This window comes from Croceibacterium selenioxidans (genome assembly GCF_018599195.1).
Classification (GTDB): Bacteria; Pseudomonadota; Alphaproteobacteria; order Sphingomonadales; family Sphingomonadaceae; genus Croceibacterium_A; species Croceibacterium_A selenioxidans.
On sequence record NZ_JAHFVK010000002.1, the window covers coordinates 454199 to 469563 of the forward strand.

Here is a 15365-nt window from a genome sequence, read left to right on the forward strand (position 1 = left end):
TGGATCAGGCGAGCTTACCGATCCTGAATTCCGAGCAGCTCGATTTTGAACAGGAGGGTCGCGCCACCTGGAATCGGGCCGCGCCCGATCGGTCCATAGGCGAGCGTCGATGGAGTGGCGATCTCGATCGTGTCGCCGACGCCCATCTCGGGGACAGCCATCTGCCACGCCGGAATCAGAGCCTGCAGCGGAAATGTCGCGGGCTGGCGACGCTTGTAGGAGCTGTCGAACTCGGTCCCGTCGACCAGCGTGCCAGCGTAGTGGAGCGTGACCACGTCCTGCACCGCCGGGTGCTTGCCCGAGCCATCGCCCGCCACGCGGCGCCACAGCAGGCCGCCGGGCATCCACTGCCACCCATCGCTCGCCTGGCGGCTCGCCAGCGCAAGCATCTGCTGGTTGTGCCAGGCCGCATCCTGCGAAGGGCCTGACGCCTCCTCCTGTGCCATGGCGCCTGTCGCCAGGCCGAAAGTCAGGATCGCAGCCAGGGCCGCCATACGCGTGCGTTTCACGGGGTACCTCGTTCGCAGGAAACTAAGCGGAAGACGCCGTTCACGCCGCCGCAGGTCTTGAATCCATAGTTGCGCGCCGGTTCGAAAACTAGGGGATTCTTGGGTGCCGCGGTGCTGCGATCTGCCGAGCAGCCTTCCTGGCCTGCCGGTGATTCTTCTGCGTCCATCGGGCTAATACCTGAGTGTGGCAGTCCCCCGTCGGCGCTATCTTCGGGGGACATCGGCACAGGAGAGAAACATGGTCAGAAGAAGAAGCGGACCCAGCCTGCTTGGACGCGCGGCGGGCACGGCCGCTCGCACCGCAGTCATCGCCGGAACCGCAACGGCAGTTTCGAACAAGGTCGCCGCCCGACAGGGTCACACGGCAACAAGCGCCCCGCCCGCCGCACCGGCAGCCCCCGCCGGACTGTCTAGCGAAGCGATGGATCAGCTCACGAAACTCGCCGAGCTTCACGCCTCGGGCATCCTGACTGATGAGGAATTCGCGACCCAGAAGGCCCGCATCCTGGGGTGACGCCGCGTTCTCGGTAGAGGAAATGTGGTGAGCCCTGCTGGATTCGAACCAGCGACCTACTGATTAAAAGTCAGTTGCTCTACCGACTGAGCTAAGGGCCCGACCACGGGCGCTCACCTACGGATGGTGCCGGGGCGGGTCAACCGGGAGTGTAACTGTCTTATGCTCAGACCCGTTATCGGATCGCGCCATCCGCCCGCAATGCGCGCTGCCGGCGCTAGAACGAAAGGGCGCTCGCGGAACAGGATGTGCGGAATTGTCAGGCCCGGCGCGGCAAAGGTGCCGCCGCTCCACAGGACGATGTCGAGGTCGAGGACGCGCGAGGTCCAGCGCTGGCCACCGGTGCGGCGGCCGAATTCGCGTTCGATCCCTTTGAGCAAAGCCAACAGCGCCCCAGGCTCGAGAACGGTTTCGATCACTGCGGCAGAATTGGCATAGCGCCGCAACGAAGGACCGATAGGATCGGTTAGCATGATCGGGCCGGCAGCCTCAATCGCGGCTCCCTTCTCCTCCAAGCGCTCCAGCGCGGCCTTGAGGACGTCGCGGGGGCGGCCGAACCGCTGGTGTCGCCGGTTCGATCCGAGCGCGATCAGGTACCGATAAGTCAGATATCCTCGCTGATGCGGCCGTAGAGTTGCGGACGGCGGTCCCGGAAGAAGCCCCAGCTCGCGCGGTGCTTGGCCGCTGCCTTAAGGTCAAGCGTTGCCACCAGGGTTCCAGTCTCTTCCGCCCCGAACTCGGTGATCATGTCGCCCCACTCGTCACAGATGAAGCTGTGCCCATAGAAGGCCTGTCCGTCCCCACCGTGCTCGGCCTCGTGGCCAATGCGGTTGGCCGCGACCACTGGCATGCAGTTCGACACCGCATGGCCGATCATCGCGCGGCGCCACATGCGGCTGGTGTCCATATCGGTGTCCTTCGGTTCTGAGCCGATGGCTGTGGGATAGAACAGCACCTCAGCGCCCATCAGCGCCAACACCCGCGCGGTTTCCGGGTACCACTGGTCCCAGCACACGCCGATGCCGATCGTCGCGCCAAACAGCTTCCAAACCTTGAACCCGTCATTGCCGGGGCGGAAATAGAACTTCTCCTCATACCCAGGGCCATCGGGAATGTGGCTCTTGCGGTAAGTGCCCATGATCTCGCCCTCGGCATCGATCATGGCCAGGGTGTTGTAATAATGATGTCCGTCGCGCTCGAAGAAGCTGGTCGGGATGGCCACCTTGAGGGCCTTGGCCAGCTCGCGCATCGCCACGACCGAAGGATGCTTCGTCACCGGCCGCGCCGTCTCGAACAGGGCGTCATCTTCTATCTTGCAGAAATAGGGACTGGAAAAGAGCTCGGGCGGCAGGATGATCTGCGCGCCCTGGGCGGCAGCGTCCTCCACCAGGGCGGAAACAGCGGCGATGTTCTCGAACTCGTCCTGCGAGCCGAGCGCCAATTGCAGAGCGGCGACGGTCAACTTGGTCATGCGCCGCTATCTAGTCGCCTGCGTCGTGCGCACAAGGCGCGTTAGTCGCGCTTGCGGAACAGCAAGGTCATTCGGTCACTTTCGCCGATCGCCAGCCTTTTCGGCCGCGTTTCGTCGGTAGCACCTGCCAGCGACGGTGGCAGCTCCCACACCCCTCGCGGATAGTCCTTGGTGTCCTTCGGATTGGCGTTCACTTCGCTCTTGCCGACGAGGTCGAAACCATAGGCATCCATCAACGCTATCACGTCACTTTCGCGCATGTAGCCCTTGTTGCCGTCGGTCATCGAATAGGGTGCGTCTTCATTCATGCGGTGATCGGTCAGCCCGACCATCCCGCCCGGCTTGAGCATCTTGCGAATTGCCAGCATGTCATCGTGCAGCCAACCGAAGCGGAACTGGTTGTGCATTTCCCGAAAGATCAGCACCCGGTCGACCGTCCCATCGAGGTTTTCGGGATAGCCGTCGGTATTGAAGGCGGAGATCCGCGCCCCTTCGTCAAGTTTCCACCCGGCGGCTTGACCCGCAAACTTGTCCGCGAGCCCTCCCATGGAATTGAGGAAATATTGGTTGGTTTCGCCCGTCAGGTCCGGTCCCATGGCGATGTATTGTCCCTGCGGGCCGAGGTAAGGCACCAGGATGCGGGTGAACCAGCCGCTCGCCGGAAGATAGTCGACCACGGTCATGCCTGGCTGGACCTGGAAGAAGGTCAGCGTCTCTCCCGGATGACGGTACTGGTCGCGAGCGCGGTCACCGTCCCGGCGGGAATGGGCGAGTACCGCGGACAGCGCCGGGTCCACTGTCGCCTGCTGAGCCTGAGCTGCGGCAGGCAGCGAAAGGGCGGTTGGGGCGGCCAGGGAAACGGCGGCGGCGAGGAGCATCATGCGCATGGTAACTCTCCCGTTGAACTTATCCGGCAGCCTAATCGCCACGGGGAGGATGACAAGCGCCCAGGCGCGCCCCATTTGTCGCAACGAAGGAGATCTGAGCATGGCGGATGAAACGGCGATCGTCGCGGGCGGATGTTTCTGGTGCACCGAAGCGGTGTTCCGTGACGTGATCGGAGTGAGCCAGGTCGAAAGCGGCTACATCGGCGGCACGGTACCGAACCCCACTTACAAGGAGGTTTGCGGCGGGGACACGGGTCATGCCGAGGCGATCCGTGTGACCTTTGATCCGGAGATCATTTCCTATGCCGAGATCCTCGACGTGTTCATGGGCACACATGACCCGACGCAGCTTAACCGCCAGGGTAACGATGTCGGCACCCAGTACCGCAGCGCGATCTTTCCGCTGAACGAGGGGCAGTTCTCCGAGGCGGAAGCCGCTATCGAGCGGGCCAACGCCGACCATGGCGGAAAGGTCGTCACCACCATCGAAGGGCCGGCCGAGTGGTATCCGGCCGAGGATTACCACCAGGAATACTGGGAAGGCGAAGGCCAGCGAAATCCCTACTGTCTCGCGGTGATCCCGCCCAAGCTGCTCAAGCTGCGCAAGAGCTTTCAGGCAAAGGTGAAGTCAACTTGAGGTTGCGTCCCTCAAACCTTTTAAATTAACCTTTATTAATAAGTCGGGCGATGAAGAATCCGTCCAGGCCGCCTTTGTCGAGTAGCATGCCCGGATCGGTCCGTAGCCAGCCTTCCGGGGACGGAACGAGGCCGCCGGGCAATTCTTCGCCCCGGATGGGATCGAGTTCGACCCCCTCAACCGGAAGTCGTTCCTCGCCCTCCTCCCTCTCAAGCGAGCAGGTTGCGTAGATCAGGCGCCCGCCAGGCTTCAGCCAGCCGCTCGCCCGCTCAAGCAGCTTCGCTTGAAGCTCGGCCATCTCAGCGATCTGCCGTTCACCGATGCGATGGAGCACGTCGGGATGGCGCCGGGCGGTTCCGGTCGCGGTGCATGGCGCGTCGAGCAGGATGGCATCAAATGGTGCTTCGGGTTGCCACGTCAGGGCGTCGGCTACGATCACTTCGGCGTCGAGACCGGTCCGGGAGAGGTTCTCGCGCAGCCGCTCCAGCCGCCGTTTGCTGACGTCGAGCGCCGTCACCTGCCAGCCCGCAGCGGCGAGCTGCAGTGTCTTGCCCCCCGGGGCCGCGCAAAGATCGAGGACACGGCGGCCTTCGCCGGGCCCCAGCAATCTTGCGGGCAACGAGGCGGCGAAATCCTGGACCCACCATCCGCCCTCGGCGAAGCCCGAGATGTCGGTGACGGCGGTTCCGCGGGGCAAGCGGACGTGGCCGAGGGCAAGGCTCTCTCCTCCCAGCCGCTCGACCCAGGCGCCTGTTCCGGCGGGGTCCTGCAGTTCGAGATCGAGGGGCGGTGGCGCGGCCAGACCAGCGGCGATCGCCGTCGCCCGATCGCCCCATCTCTCGGCCACGGACTCCGGGAGCGTTGGGATGGATGGCAGTGCTGCCTCTCCACGAACCAGCGCCCCGAACACTCCGTGCGCCAGTCTGCGTGGCCCACCCGTCAACAACGCCAGCCCCGTCGCGACCACGGCATGGGGCGGGGTGTCCAGCCTCAACCATTGGGCCAGCATCATCCGCAATACGGTTCGCGCCTTGGCATCGTCAGCCAGGCGCAAGCGAGTCGCAGAATCGATCAAGGCGTCGAGATCGGGCAGCCAGCGCAAGACTTCGCTCGCGATCGCGCGGGCGAGTGCCGAATCGGAGCTGGTCAGGAGGCCACCGGTGGCCGCGCCCGCCGCCTGGTCGAGCGTCTCCCCGCGCCGTAGGACGGCATCGAGCAACCGCAAGGCCGCCCGGCGGGCTTCGAGGCCCTGAATCTCTACGGGCCGTTTGCCTTCGTTGCGCTTCATCGCGCCCCTCTAGAGACAGTTGCGCCGGACCGCTACCCGGCCCATCTAACGCCAATGACCAAGCGCGCCACCCACCGGCCCGGCCCCTTCAGCAAGCCTGGCCACTGGAATGAAGACCCGCCTCCGGCACCGAAGCCGGTCGACGATACCGAGGAGCTGAGCCCAACGCGCTATGGCGATTGGGTGAAGAAAGGCATCGCGATCGACTTCTGAGGCGCTCAATCGGGCGTGGTTAATTTCGAGCCACCGCTCTGTTAACTATCGGTTGGGACTTCGAACGTAATTGCAGGAACGTCGTGGCGGCGAGTCGATCGGTTGCCCCGCTACAAGACCTGCGCGACCACGACATGATGGAAAAGGGTTATTATTCATCAACCAGAAGGCTGGGCCGCGTCATAATAGGCTCACCTTACATGTGAGCACCTGTATGAACCGCAGCGAGCTTTCAGGGTCCGAGCTCGATGAAGATTGGACCGGCCTCTTCTTCAGCCTGATAGACGGGCAGGTCTGTGCCTGTTGGCACGACCAGGAATACATCGTCAGGCTGGCGGGCCTCGATGAGGCCGAGGCGGCCATGCGCCATTTCCAGGAACAGACGAAAGTCGGCGAACGCCTGAACGGCGGATCGTCCGATTAGATGGGCCGGGCCGTATCGAAAGACTGGACGAAGCTCTCCAGCTTTCCCGCGTCGTTGACTTCGAATGTCGCCACGACATCCAGACTGTAGCGTTCGCCATTCATCGTGAAGCGATCGACGCGCTCCACGACTACCGAGGCCCCCTCGCAAGTCAGCCCCGAGATATCCCACTCCCGGTCCGTATAAGCCTGCCGTTCGGCTTCGAACAACGCCTTGATCGCCCCGAGCCCACGACGCACCAGACGTGGATCCTCATAAACGATGTTGTCGCTAAGCAGAGGTTTCAGGTTTTCGAAATCGCCCGACCGAATGGCTGCCAACGCTTCGAGCGCTATTTCTTCGGGCGACTTGGTCACTCATCCCCCATTCTTGTCTCTAAGCACACATTTCTTGATTAATTCCGTCATGTTATCGGTCTTGCGGCCGGGTTGCAATTGCGAGCCCTGTCGTTTGCCGCGACAATGCACACTTCCGTCGAATCTTCCTCTTGTCTGGCGCAGGCCAAACTTCGATAGCGCGCCGAAATCCGGTTCGAGCGAGGAGAGGCCATGAACCTTCAAAGTCGCGGGGTGAAAGCCATCCTGCCCGCCATCGGCATCGGCGGCGCGCTGGCGCTCGCCGCCTGCACGGCGCAGCAAGCGGAACGCAGCGCCACACAGGCCGTGGCACCCATCCCTCAGCATCGGCCAACAGGCGCGGTGCCCGGCGGCATCGTTCGCGAGGGCGGCACGATCGCCAGCATGGCGGATCAGTATTCGCACCCCCGTTCGGGAGCCGTCGCAGCCGCGGGAGCCAGCGCTTGGGTCCGGCCTGCGCCGCCACCCGCTTTCGTCGCGACCGGGCCCATGCCCGCCGCCGATGCGCCTGCACCGCAACCGGCGGCCGTAGCCAATCGCCAGCCGAGCGCTCCAGCACCCGCCCCAGCCCCGGTCCCGGCCGCCGTCGCCAATCGCCAAGCGAGCGCGCCGGCGCCCGCCCGGGCCGCGAACGCGGCGGATCTCGTGCGTCCGGAGGCAGCCGCCCCCGATGCGCCGGCTGCCGCCCCGGCACAGGACCCGGCCGTGCGCACGGCGGGCCTCAAGCTCTTCAACGACTACTCCTGCAGCGCCTGCCACTCGTTGGCCGATGCCAAGGCGGCCGGCTCGATCGGCCCGTCGCTGGATCGCAATTCGCGGCTGACCAAGGACTACGTGGTCGACATTCTCACTAACGGCCGCGGCGCCATGCCGGCCTTCGCCGGACAGATGACTGACGCGCAGCTCGGCGCCCTGGCCGAATATATCGTCCAGTTCACTCGCAAGTAGGCCTTGCCCGAAAGCTTCCGCCGCTTTGAGACGTTCAGGCGGCGGAAGCCGGACGACAGGATAGGGCGGGATCGAATTCGGCGGACGGGTGCGCAAACAGGTAACCCTGCCCGTAAACACAGCCTAGTTCGCGCAGCCGCTCCATTTGGGCCCGGGTTTCGATCCCTTCGGCTACCACTCGTTTCTTCAATCCGTGCCCAAGGGCGATGACTGCGCGGACGATCTCTTCGCTTTCGCCGTCGTCGAGCAGGCCCGAAATGAACGACCGATCGATCTTGAGAATGTCGACCGGAATTTCCTTCAGGTGGACGAGCGAGGCGTAGCCGGTCCCGAAATCGTCGAGCGCGATCTGCACCCCGGCTTCATGAAGCACGCGCAGGGCAGCCGTCGGATCGTTGACCGCCTTGGCCAGGATGGTCCCTTCGGTTACCTCAATGCACAGCGACCCCGGCGAAACCCCGGCCTCATGCAGCTTGGTGAGCAATTGCTCGGCGCTTTCCCGGCCCCGCAAGTCCATCGCGGTGAAGTTCACGGCCAGCGCCACCTGACTGCCCGGGACGCGACGGCTTAGCTCGTCGATCGCGAGATCGATGACCCGTTTCTGGACCGCCGAGCCGCAGTCCCCATCTTCCATGACACCGCCGAACGAGTCCGGTGTGAGCATTCCCCGTTGTGGATGATTCCAGCGCAGCAGCGCCTCCACGCTCACCAGCGTGCCCGTCCCGAGGTGGACGATCGGCTGGAAATGCAGGGCGAACTCGCTCCGGTCGAGGCCGGCCGTTGCCTCCCGGATCAGGTCGACCCGGTTTTCGGTTTGCAACCTGAGACGGCCGTCGAATTCCAGCCGCCGCCCTCGCCCGAGACGCTTGGCTTCGTAGAGCGCGATGTCGGCTTGCTGAAAAAGGTCCGTCGCGGCGCTCGCGCCGAGAGAACTGGCCGTTCCGATACTGAGCGAGAGCGAGCCCTGGAAGCTGCCGTGCGACCAGGTAGCCCCCTGCATGCGATCGAGTGCGTCGATGACCAGCAGTCGGGCTCCGAGCTCATCCTCGCACAGGATGGCGAACTCATCACCGCCGATGCGGGCGCAGGAGACCTGATCGCTCGACATCGTTCCCAGCCGCTCTCCGATATGACGCAACAGGACGTCACCGGCATCATGCCCCTGACGGTCGTTGATTTCCTTCAGGTAATCCACGTCGATCAGCATGAGCGTAAAGCTGGCCCGTCGGCCGAACAACTCGCGCAGTTGCGCGTGGAACAGCGCTCTGTTGCCCAGGCCCGTGAGGAAGTCGGAATGGGCGGCGCGCTGCAGCGTCTCACGCTCGATCTCCATCCCGCGGGCACTGGCCTCCGCCGCATCGCGCTCCTTGCGCAAGGCGATGAAACGGCTGGCGATGGCGAATGAAAAGACCATCGCTTCGAGACCGATGGAGCCGAAAGTGGCCATGTCCACCCAGTCATTCTGGCCCGTGAGGCCGAAGTTGCGGGCGGCGCGCAGGGCGAAGACCGCGATGACCGGGGTCCACCCGACCATGTAGATCCATACCACCCGGCTCCCCCGCCAGGCCGCGACCGAGATCACCGCCATCGAGGTGCCGACGCTGGCGATCATGGCGAGGTTGAGCAGGAGATCGCTGACCGAGGCCGGAACCAGCCGTTCGTCGATCGCAAGGATTCCGGCGACCACCGCGGCGCAGGCCCAGAACCGCACGAGCAAGACCAGGCGTCGCGGAACGGTTCGGCTCTCAAGCACAGAGATCAGGAACAGCGCGGCGAGCGCGATCAGCATGCCCACCAAGCCGTTATTGAGCCGCACCGCCAACGGTCCGGCGAGGCCCGGGAAGGCGTAGGCACCGAGGTTCGACCAGCTCAGCCCATAGGCCAAGGCCACGGTGACCCAGCCAAGGTAGAAGCGCTGAAAGCTGCTCCTCTGCCCAAAATGGACCAGCAGGTTGTAGGCCAGGGCCGACGCGAGCAAGCCCACGTAGATGCCCATCAGGATCAGCCAGCGCCCCTCCAGTACGGCGGAGCGATCGGCGCTGGCAGCCGTGACCTTGCGCATGAGCGCAAGATCGTCGAGGCCCCTGAAGCCGATTGCCAGACTGCGGATTTGCTGGCCGGCAGGAGCGATCTCGAACTTGAGCACGGCACCGGCCGCCCAGTTCTGCCCCAGATCGTTGCCCCGCCGGGCGAGGACGATTTCCCTGCCGTCGATCGTCGTTATCACCGTCCTGATCTCGGCGAACCGCACCTGGTCGATCAGCAGGTGCCAGTTGGCCGGCAGGTCCTTGAGACGGCTAGGATCGTTTAGTTGCAGCCAGGTCCAATCGCGGTCGTGCGGCTGGCCTGCGGGCACGGCGGAGGCGTCCGCTTGCGAAAGGTCCGGGCGCAGGTGGATTTCTGCGGCGTAGGACGGTGGCGTTCCCAGGCAAAGCAGCAACGCCGCCCAAAGCGGACCCCAACGCCGCAGCAAAATAGCCACCATTCCCGACCCCATCAGACCCTTTGGCGACAAAGGCTTGGAAATCAGGTTAACGCGAGGGCGACTTTCTTACATGCAATCCGAAGGTTAGGGCTCACCTCAGAGCCATCCTTCCAATTCGCGCCGGACGAGCGTTTCGAGCATGTCCATCCCCACCATCTCGGCGTTGAGGCAGGGCAATGCGGCAAACGCCTCTCCCCCCGCCCCCATGAACTGGTCGCGACCGCGGATGGCCAGTTCCTCCAGAGTTTCCAGGCAATCGGCCGCAAAACCCGGCGCCGCCACCGCCATGCGTCGGGTGCCCCGCTTCGCTTCCTCGACAAGGACCGCATCGGTTGCGGGTTCGAGCCACTTGGCCCGTCCGAAACGCGACTGGAACGTGGTGACGAAACGCAAGTTCGGCCGGGCGAGGGCCGCCTCCAGCAAGCGAGCGGTTTCCAGGCAATGAGAGTAATAGGGATCACCCAGCGTCCTGGTCCGCTCGGGCATGCCGTGGAAGCTCAACAGGAGCACTTCGGGCTCGAACGGCAAAGCATCCATCCGCGCGCTCAGGTCGGCCGCCAGGGCGCGGATATAAGCCGGATCGTCATAGTACGGCGGCAGGACGCGCAGCGTGGGTTGGGCCCGCATGGCCTTGAGGGCATCGCCGACGGCATCGACGACCGTTGCCGTGGTGGCACCACAATACTGCGGGTAGAGCGGCGCCAACAGGATCCGTTCGCAACCCGCATCCATCAGGGCCCTGATCTGCGTGGCGATCGCCGGTTGGCCATAGCGCATCGCATAAGCGACACGCACCGCGTCTCCCATCCGCGCCTGCAGTCTGGCCGCCTGCTCTGCTGTAATTGCCGCCAATGGGGAACCCGCCTCGGTCCAGACCTGCTGATAGGCATGCGCCGATTTCTTCGGCCGCGTGTTGAGGATGATACCGCGCAGGATGGGCTGCCAGGCGATCGGCGGGATCTCGACCACCCGCCGATCCGACAGGAACTCGCGCAGATAGCGCTTCACGGCTTGGGGCGTTGGTGCGTCGGGGGTGCCGAGGTTGACCAGCAGCACGCCGATCCCGTTGCCCGGCGCAGTTGGAGAGGTAGGCAGACTCATAATCCTCCCGATAGCAGCGGCAGGCGGCGCAGGCGCAACCCCGTTGCGGAAAACAACGCGTTGGCGATGGCCGGGGCGACTACAGCCACTGGAAGTTCACCCGGGTCGAACGGCTCGGCATCGCTGTCGATCAATTCGATGCGGATTTCGGGACTATCGGCGAGCGTCGGCAAGTCGAGCGCCGCAAGCCGGCCCTGCTGGGGGAGGCCATCGTCATATTCGACGCCCGATCCCAAGGCGAGGCCGACGCCGTAGAGCAATCCGCCCTCGATCTGCTGCAAGGCGATGTCACGGTTGACCACCCGGCCAATGTCGACTGCAGCAGAGAGCGTCTCCACCCTGACACCGCCTTCACCGGCAACCGCGGTCGCTACCAGAGCAATGCGCCCGCCGGTCCGCGCATCGCCCATGTGGTGACACGCGAGGCCCTGCGAACTGCCGGCCGATCCGCCGCCCCATTCGCCCAGCCGAGCGGCTTGCTGGAGGCATTGGGCCAGCCTGAGATCGTCTCCCAGCATGGCGATACGGAACGACAGCGGTTCCTGCTGATGGCGCTGCGCCACCTCGTCGATGAAACTCTCGACGAAAAAGCAGGTGTAGCCGTGGGCATTGCCCCGCAGGCGCCCTGTCGGAAGTCCGATACTGACCGGGACATGGTCAATCGCGACGTTGGGAATGCCGTAAGCCGGCATCAGGCCTTCGACAGCCAAAACATCGGGCTCGCCTTCGACGCCCTCGATCGCCGCCCAGGTCGTCTTGTTGGCGAACAGGCGCCGACCGAACTCAAGTGCAGACGGGGGCATGGCGAGGCGCGCGCGGAACGTATCTATGCTGCCGCCCGGCGCCAGCCGCGCGCTCAGCACCGCGGCGACCGGAGGGCGCGGGCGGAGCATGAGCTGTTCCTGCCAGCGCGACCAGACGAGCTGGACCGGACGGCCTATCTCGCGGGCGATCAGCGCGACCTCGATCGCGTGGTCATGTTCCAGCCGCCGGTCGAAACTTCCGCCCGCCGGCATCGGATAGAGCACGACGTCGCCCAGCGACAGGCCAAGGGCCTTGGCCGCGGCGACCCGCGCCTGTTCCGGCGCCTGGCTCGCCAACCACAACTCGAGCCGCCCGTTCGCCAGCCGGGCGGTCGCGCTTGCCGTCTCGATCGTACCGTGCGCCGCGGGCATCACGTCGTAGCGCAGGGCGAAATCGGGCTTCGCCATGAGGCTGTCACCCTCTCCGCGTTCGGCAACCCTGTGCGGTTCGCCTCGTCTGACACCCTGATCGAGCGCCTCGTCGATATGCGCCGAAGAGACCACGTTCTCGACGCTGAAGCGCGGATCCATCGCGTCGAGCGCCCCTTCGGCGGCCCACCAGTTGCTTGCAACCGCGGCAAGCCAGCGTTTGCCCTCCACGATGCCGACCAGACCCTGCCGGCCCAGAGCTGCCTCGCGCTCGAAGCTGCTGAGTTCGACGTGGTCGACTGGGCCATGGCGGATCGCGGCATAGACCATGCCAGGCAAGCGCACATCGCCCGCGAACAGGAGGCTACCGTCGACCTTCGAGGGCATATCCAGGCGAGGAAACGCTGTCTCCGCTTCCTCGGCGCCGGGCCCGATCGGAGCACGCTCGGCCGGCGCTTGAGGTCGGATCGGCGGCGGATCGGGCGGCGAAAAGCGCGCGGCCTCTTCCGCCAGCTCGGCGAAACTCAGCCGCTTCTCGCCGTGAACAATGAAGCCTTGCATGGCATCGCATTCCTCCCAGGACACGCCCCACCGGTCCGCCGCAGCCATCGCCAGCATCGCTCGGGCAGAAGCTCCGGCGAGGCGGCAGGGCATCTCGAACGCGGCCAGCGATGTCCCTTCGGCTGTCGCGCTGAAGCGTTCACTCTCGGCCCAGCGCTTGAGGAAATAATCGTCGGGCTCGTCAGCCAGTTGCGGGAACGCCACTCCGCGCAGGGGAGCCCAGCGGGCGGCCAAGGGGAAATTGGCATAGGCCCCGCTCGCCGGAGCGGGCTCGACGGCGATCTGGCGCCAGTCCGCCCCCAGTTCCATCGCCACAACTTGCGGTAGGAGCGTCGTAACGCCCTGGCCCATCTCGAGCTGCGGCACGGCGACCGTGACCACGCCGTCGCGCCCGATCTTCAGCCAGGCGTTGAAAGCCTGTTCGCCTTGCAGAGGTGCGAGAGGCGAATCGTAGGTCCGCGGCAGGAGCATCCACGCGACCAACAGGCCGCCGCCGGCTGCCGCGCCGGCCAGCAAGCCGCGCCGGGAGACCGGGATTCGGCTCAGAGCGCGCCCCTCACTGACGCGCCAGCCAATCCGAAAGCCGCGCGGCAATATCGGCGAAGCCCTTGCCCTGCGGTCCGTCGCTGGCCGCGGGGGGTTGCCCGGTGTCGCTGGCGACGCGGATCTCCATGGCGAGCGGAATGCGGCCCAGGAAATCTTCGCCCAGCGCCCGTGCCGCAGCCTCCGCTCCGCCGCTGCCGAACGGTTCGCTCGGCTGGCCGCAATGCGGGCAGAGATAGCCGGCCATGTTCTCGACGAGGCCGATGATCGGAATGTCGGCCTGGCGGAACAGGTCGATCGCGCGGGTGGCATCGATCAAGGCCAGGTCTTGCGGTGTCGAGACCACGATCGCCCCGGAGGGTTTGAACTTCTGCAGCATCGTCAGCTGCACGTCACCAGTGCCCGGTGGCAGATCGACGAGCAGCACTTCGGCATCGCCCCACTGCGCATCCATCAGCTGACCAAGCGCGTTACCCGTCATCGGCCCGCGCCAGGCAATCGCCTTGCCCGGAGCGATAAGCTGTCCCATCGACAGCAGCTTGACGCCGAATTCGCTTTCGACCGGAATGAGTTGCTGGCCTTCGGCGGTCGGCTTCTGGTTCGCGGCGTCGAGCAGCATCGGCTGCGACGGACCGTAAATATCGGCGTCCACCACGCCCACCTTGTGCCCGGCTCGCGCCAGAGCAACGGCGAGATTGGCGGTGAGCGTCGATTTTCCGACGCCACCCTTGCCCGATCCTATCGCGACAATGCTCCGCTGCACCTTGTCGGCCATCAGGGCCACGCGGACCTCAGACACGCCTGCGAGCGAACCGATCGCCTGCTCCAGCTCCTGCTGCAGCCCAGCGGCGGCGGCGCGGGACAGACCCGTGGCGTCGGCGACGAGGGTGGCAACGCCGTCCGCGAAGCGCACCGAACGCACTCGCGGAGCAATGTGGGAAGGAATGGTCTGTTCGATTTCTGCGACGCTTGTCATGCGACAGCCTGTTAGAGTCAGTCCCGGCGAGATGGAAGCGTCGTGACGGGTGGAGAGAAAATGTCCCGCCTCGCCCCTGTTTTTTGCCGAATGGGCCCCTATAACGTGTGGGATGGAAAGATTGGGTGGGTTCATAGACAGGATCGCACTGGCCATGGCCGGAAAGCGCAGCCCGTGGGGCAAGCCCCAGGGCGACAAGGATAATCCCGGCGACGGTTCCGGAAGCGAAGAGGGCAACACGCCGCCCTCTTCCGAAGAAGCACCGAAGGGGCCCAGAAACCCCTGGTTGCCGGGTGGTGGGTCGGAAGACCGCCCACGGCGTGGCGCCAATATCGAAGACCTCTTCAAGCAACGCGGCCCAGAGGGTCCGCGCCGCAGCAAGGGGCCGGGCGGCCCGGGCTTCCGCATTCCGGAACGACCGGGCGGCGGAAGCTGGGTCCCGGTCATCATCGGTGGCGTCGCGCTGCTCTGGGTCGGTCTGACGAGCGTCCACCAAGTCGCCCCGCGCGAAGAAGGCGTGGTGACGACGCTCGGCCGTTATTCTCGGACGCTCAGCCCCGGTCTGAACTTCACCCTGCCGTGGCCGATCCAGCAGGTCTCGATCGAAAACGTCAGCGAAATCCGCTCGGTGCGCATCCCCTCGGGGCCCGAGGAGAAACTGATTCTCACGGGTGACCAGAACCTGGTCGACCTTTCGTACCTGATCCGCTGGAACATCAAGGATTTGAGCCAGTTCCGCTTCCAGCTGGCGGAGCCGGAAGAAACCCTGCGCGAAGTCGGCGAGGCTGCGATGCGCGCTTCGGTGGCCGAACACGATCTCGACAAGGTGCTGTCGGGTCAAGGCCGCGGCGACATCGAGCAGAGCGTCCGTGCGCGGATGCAGCAGATCCTCGATTCCTATCGTTCGGGCATCGCCGTCCAGGGCATCGAAATCCAGAAGACCGACCCGCCCGAGGCGGTGGTCGAGGCGTTCAAGGACGTCTCCGCCGCTCAGCAGGACGCCAACACCGCCATGAACCAGGCCCGCACTTACGAGCAGCAGTTGCTCGCCAAGGCGCAAGGTGACGCGGCCGCGTTCAACAAGATCTACGAGGAATACAAGCTCGCCCCCGAAGTGACGCGGCGGCGGCTCTATTACGAAACCATGGAAAGCGTTTTGGGCAAGACCGACAAGACGATCGTCGAATCGAACAGCGTGACGCCATACCTGCCACTGCCTGAAGTGCGCCGCCGTGCGGCGACGCCGCCGGCCGAAACTCCGCCGGCGGGAAGGTAACGCG

At 65.1% G+C, this 15365-nt stretch carries 16 protein-coding genes and 1 tRNA gene; 6 read left to right on the forward strand and 11 right to left on the reverse strand.

All coding sequences use genetic code 11. The features are described 5' to 3' along the window. Nucleotides 1-14: 14 nt before the first annotated feature. Complete coding sequence (locus KK137_RS11050) at nt 15-509, reverse strand: FKBP-type peptidyl-prolyl cis-trans isomerase (protein WP_338028049.1); 495 nt, start codon at nt 507-509, stop codon at nt 15-17. 238 nt (nt 510-747) lie between these two features. Between KK137_RS11050 and KK137_RS11055 the strand changes: the two genes are divergently transcribed. Continuing rightward, on the forward strand, nt 748-1023 hold the full coding sequence (locus KK137_RS11055) for an SHOCT domain-containing protein (protein WP_214536483.1): 276 nt from the start codon (nt 748-750) through the stop codon (nt 1021-1023). Between the two features lie 25 nt (nt 1024-1048). Here the strand turns inward: KK137_RS11055 and KK137_RS11060 are convergent. From KK137_RS11060 to KK137_RS11075, 4 genes are all read right to left on the reverse strand, one after another. Beyond that, nucleotides 1049-1124: transfer RNA gene (locus tag KK137_RS11060), tRNA-Lys, on the reverse strand. A gap of 12 nt (nt 1125-1136) precedes the next feature. Next, entirely contained in the window at nt 1137-1688 is a 552-nt protein-coding gene (folK, locus tag KK137_RS11065) for a 2-amino-4-hydroxy-6-hydroxymethyldihydropteridine diphosphokinase (RefSeq protein WP_338028112.1), read from the reverse strand. Next, nucleotides 1628-2494: an N-carbamoylputrescine amidase gene (gene aguB / locus KK137_RS11070; protein WP_214536484.1), complete on the reverse strand. Its 867-nt coding sequence runs from the start codon at nt 2492-2494 to the stop codon at nt 1628-1630. Before aguB ends, folK begins: the two co-directional genes overlap by 61 nt. Nucleotides 2495-2535: 41 nt before the next feature. Beyond that, nucleotides 2536-3381, reverse strand: coding sequence for a class I SAM-dependent methyltransferase (locus KK137_RS11075; protein WP_214536485.1), 846 nt, complete (start codon nt 3379-3381; stop codon nt 2536-2538). Nucleotides 3382-3481: 100 nt separating this feature from the next. Between KK137_RS11075 and msrA the strand changes: the two genes are divergently transcribed. After that, on the forward strand, nt 3482-4018 hold the full coding sequence (gene msrA, locus KK137_RS11080; protein ID WP_214536486.1) for a peptide-methionine (S)-S-oxide reductase MsrA: 537 nt from the start codon (nt 3482-3484) through the stop codon (nt 4016-4018). A 25-nt stretch (nt 4019-4043) separates the two neighbouring features. Here msrA and KK137_RS11085 read toward each other — a convergent pair whose 3' ends face one another. Further along, nucleotides 4044-5306: an RsmB/NOP family class I SAM-dependent RNA methyltransferase gene (locus KK137_RS11085; RefSeq protein ID WP_214536487.1), complete on the reverse strand. Its 1263-nt coding sequence runs from the start codon at nt 5304-5306 to the stop codon at nt 4044-4046. 54 nt (nt 5307-5360) lie between these two features. Between KK137_RS11085 and KK137_RS11090 the strand changes: the two genes are divergently transcribed. Then, complete coding sequence (locus KK137_RS11090; RefSeq protein ID WP_214536488.1) at nt 5361-5519, forward strand: DUF1674 domain-containing protein; 159 nt, start codon at nt 5361-5363, stop codon at nt 5517-5519. A gap of 214 nt (nt 5520-5733) precedes the next feature. Continuing rightward, nucleotides 5734-5943, forward strand: a complete 210-nt coding sequence (locus tag KK137_RS11095) for a hypothetical protein (protein WP_214536489.1) — start codon at nt 5734-5736, stop codon at nt 5941-5943. On the opposite strand, the gene KK137_RS11100 is transcribed toward KK137_RS11095, so the two are convergent. Further along, the gene (locus KK137_RS11100) at nt 5940-6299 is read right to left on the reverse strand and encodes a nuclear transport factor 2 family protein (RefSeq protein ID WP_214536490.1); all 360 of its coding nucleotides are present in this window, start codon (nt 6297-6299) and stop codon (nt 5940-5942) included. The two genes, KK137_RS11095 and KK137_RS11100, sit on opposite strands and share 4 nt — an antisense overlap. Before the next feature lie 192 nt (nt 6300-6491). On the opposite strand from KK137_RS11100, the gene KK137_RS11105 reads away from it, so the two are divergent. Beyond that, nucleotides 6492-7247, forward strand: coding sequence for a c-type cytochrome (locus tag KK137_RS11105; protein ID WP_214536491.1), 756 nt, complete (start codon nt 6492-6494; stop codon nt 7245-7247). A 34-nt stretch (nt 7248-7281) separates the two neighbouring features. Here KK137_RS11105 and KK137_RS11110 read toward each other — a convergent pair whose 3' ends face one another. From KK137_RS11110 to KK137_RS11125, 4 genes are all read right to left on the reverse strand, one after another. After that, nucleotides 7282-9732, reverse strand: a complete 2451-nt coding sequence (locus tag KK137_RS11110; RefSeq protein ID WP_214536492.1) for a putative bifunctional diguanylate cyclase/phosphodiesterase — start codon at nt 9730-9732, stop codon at nt 7282-7284. A gap of 96 nt (nt 9733-9828) precedes the next feature. Then, entirely contained in the window at nt 9829-10833 is a 1005-nt protein-coding gene (gene hemH / locus KK137_RS11115) for a ferrochelatase (protein ID WP_214536493.1), read from the reverse strand. Then, entirely contained in the window at nt 10830-13103 is a 2274-nt protein-coding gene (locus KK137_RS11120) for a molybdopterin cofactor-binding domain-containing protein (protein WP_214537481.1), read from the reverse strand. The genes hemH and KK137_RS11120 overlap by 4 nt, the downstream gene beginning before the upstream one ends. 19 nt (nt 13104-13122) lie before the next feature. Further along, nucleotides 13123-14085 (reverse strand): Mrp/NBP35 family ATP-binding protein, encoded by a 963-nt coding sequence (locus KK137_RS11125; protein WP_214536494.1) that lies wholly within the window; start codon nt 14083-14085, stop codon nt 13123-13125. Nucleotides 14086-14197: 112 nt separating this feature from the next. Between KK137_RS11125 and hflK the strand changes: the two genes are divergently transcribed. Continuing rightward, the gene (hflK, locus tag KK137_RS11130; protein WP_214536495.1) at nt 14198-15361 is read left to right on the forward strand and encodes an FtsH protease activity modulator HflK; all 1164 of its coding nucleotides are present in this window, start codon (nt 14198-14200) and stop codon (nt 15359-15361) included. The last annotated feature ends 4 nt before the right edge of the window (nt 15362-15365 follow it).

Excerpts from the sequence above, each read along its gene's own strand:
- KK137_RS11125 (WP_214536494.1), bottom strand. The coding sequence starts at position 14,085 with ATGACAAGCGTCGCAGAAATCGAACAGACCATTCCTTCCCACATTGCT.
- KK137_RS11105 (WP_214536491.1), top strand. The coding sequence starts at position 6,492 with ATGAACCTTCAAAGTCGCGGGGTGAAAGCCATCCTGCCCGCCATCGGC.
- hemH (WP_214536493.1), bottom strand. The coding sequence starts at position 10,833 with ATGAGTCTGCCTACCTCTCCAACTGCGCCGGGCAACGGGATCGGCGTG.
- KK137_RS11055 (WP_214536483.1), top strand. The coding sequence starts at position 748 with ATGGTCAGAAGAAGAAGCGGACCCAGCCTGCTTGGACGCGCGGCGGGC.
- KK137_RS11110 (WP_214536492.1), bottom strand. The coding sequence starts at position 9,732 with ATGGTGGCTATTTTGCTGCGGCGTTGGGGTCCGCTTTGGGCGGCGTTG.
- aguB (WP_214536484.1), bottom strand. The coding sequence starts at position 2,494 with ATGACCAAGTTGACCGTCGCCGCTCTGCAATTGGCGCTCGGCTCGCAG.
- KK137_RS11085 (WP_214536487.1), bottom strand. The coding sequence starts at position 5,306 with ATGAAGCGCAACGAAGGCAAACGGCCCGTAGAGATTCAGGGCCTCGAA.
- msrA (WP_214536486.1), top strand. The coding sequence starts at position 3,482 with ATGGCGGATGAAACGGCGATCGTCGCGGGCGGATGTTTCTGGTGCACC.
- KK137_RS11090 (WP_214536488.1), top strand. The coding sequence starts at position 5,361 with ATGACCAAGCGCGCCACCCACCGGCCCGGCCCCTTCAGCAAGCCTGGC.
- hflK (WP_214536495.1), top strand. The coding sequence starts at position 14,198 with ATGGAAAGATTGGGTGGGTTCATAGACAGGATCGCACTGGCCATGGCC.
- KK137_RS11075 (WP_214536485.1), bottom strand. The coding sequence starts at position 3,381 with ATGCGCATGATGCTCCTCGCCGCCGCCGTTTCCCTGGCCGCCCCAACC.
- KK137_RS11095 (WP_214536489.1), top strand. The coding sequence starts at position 5,734 with ATGAACCGCAGCGAGCTTTCAGGGTCCGAGCTCGATGAAGATTGGACC.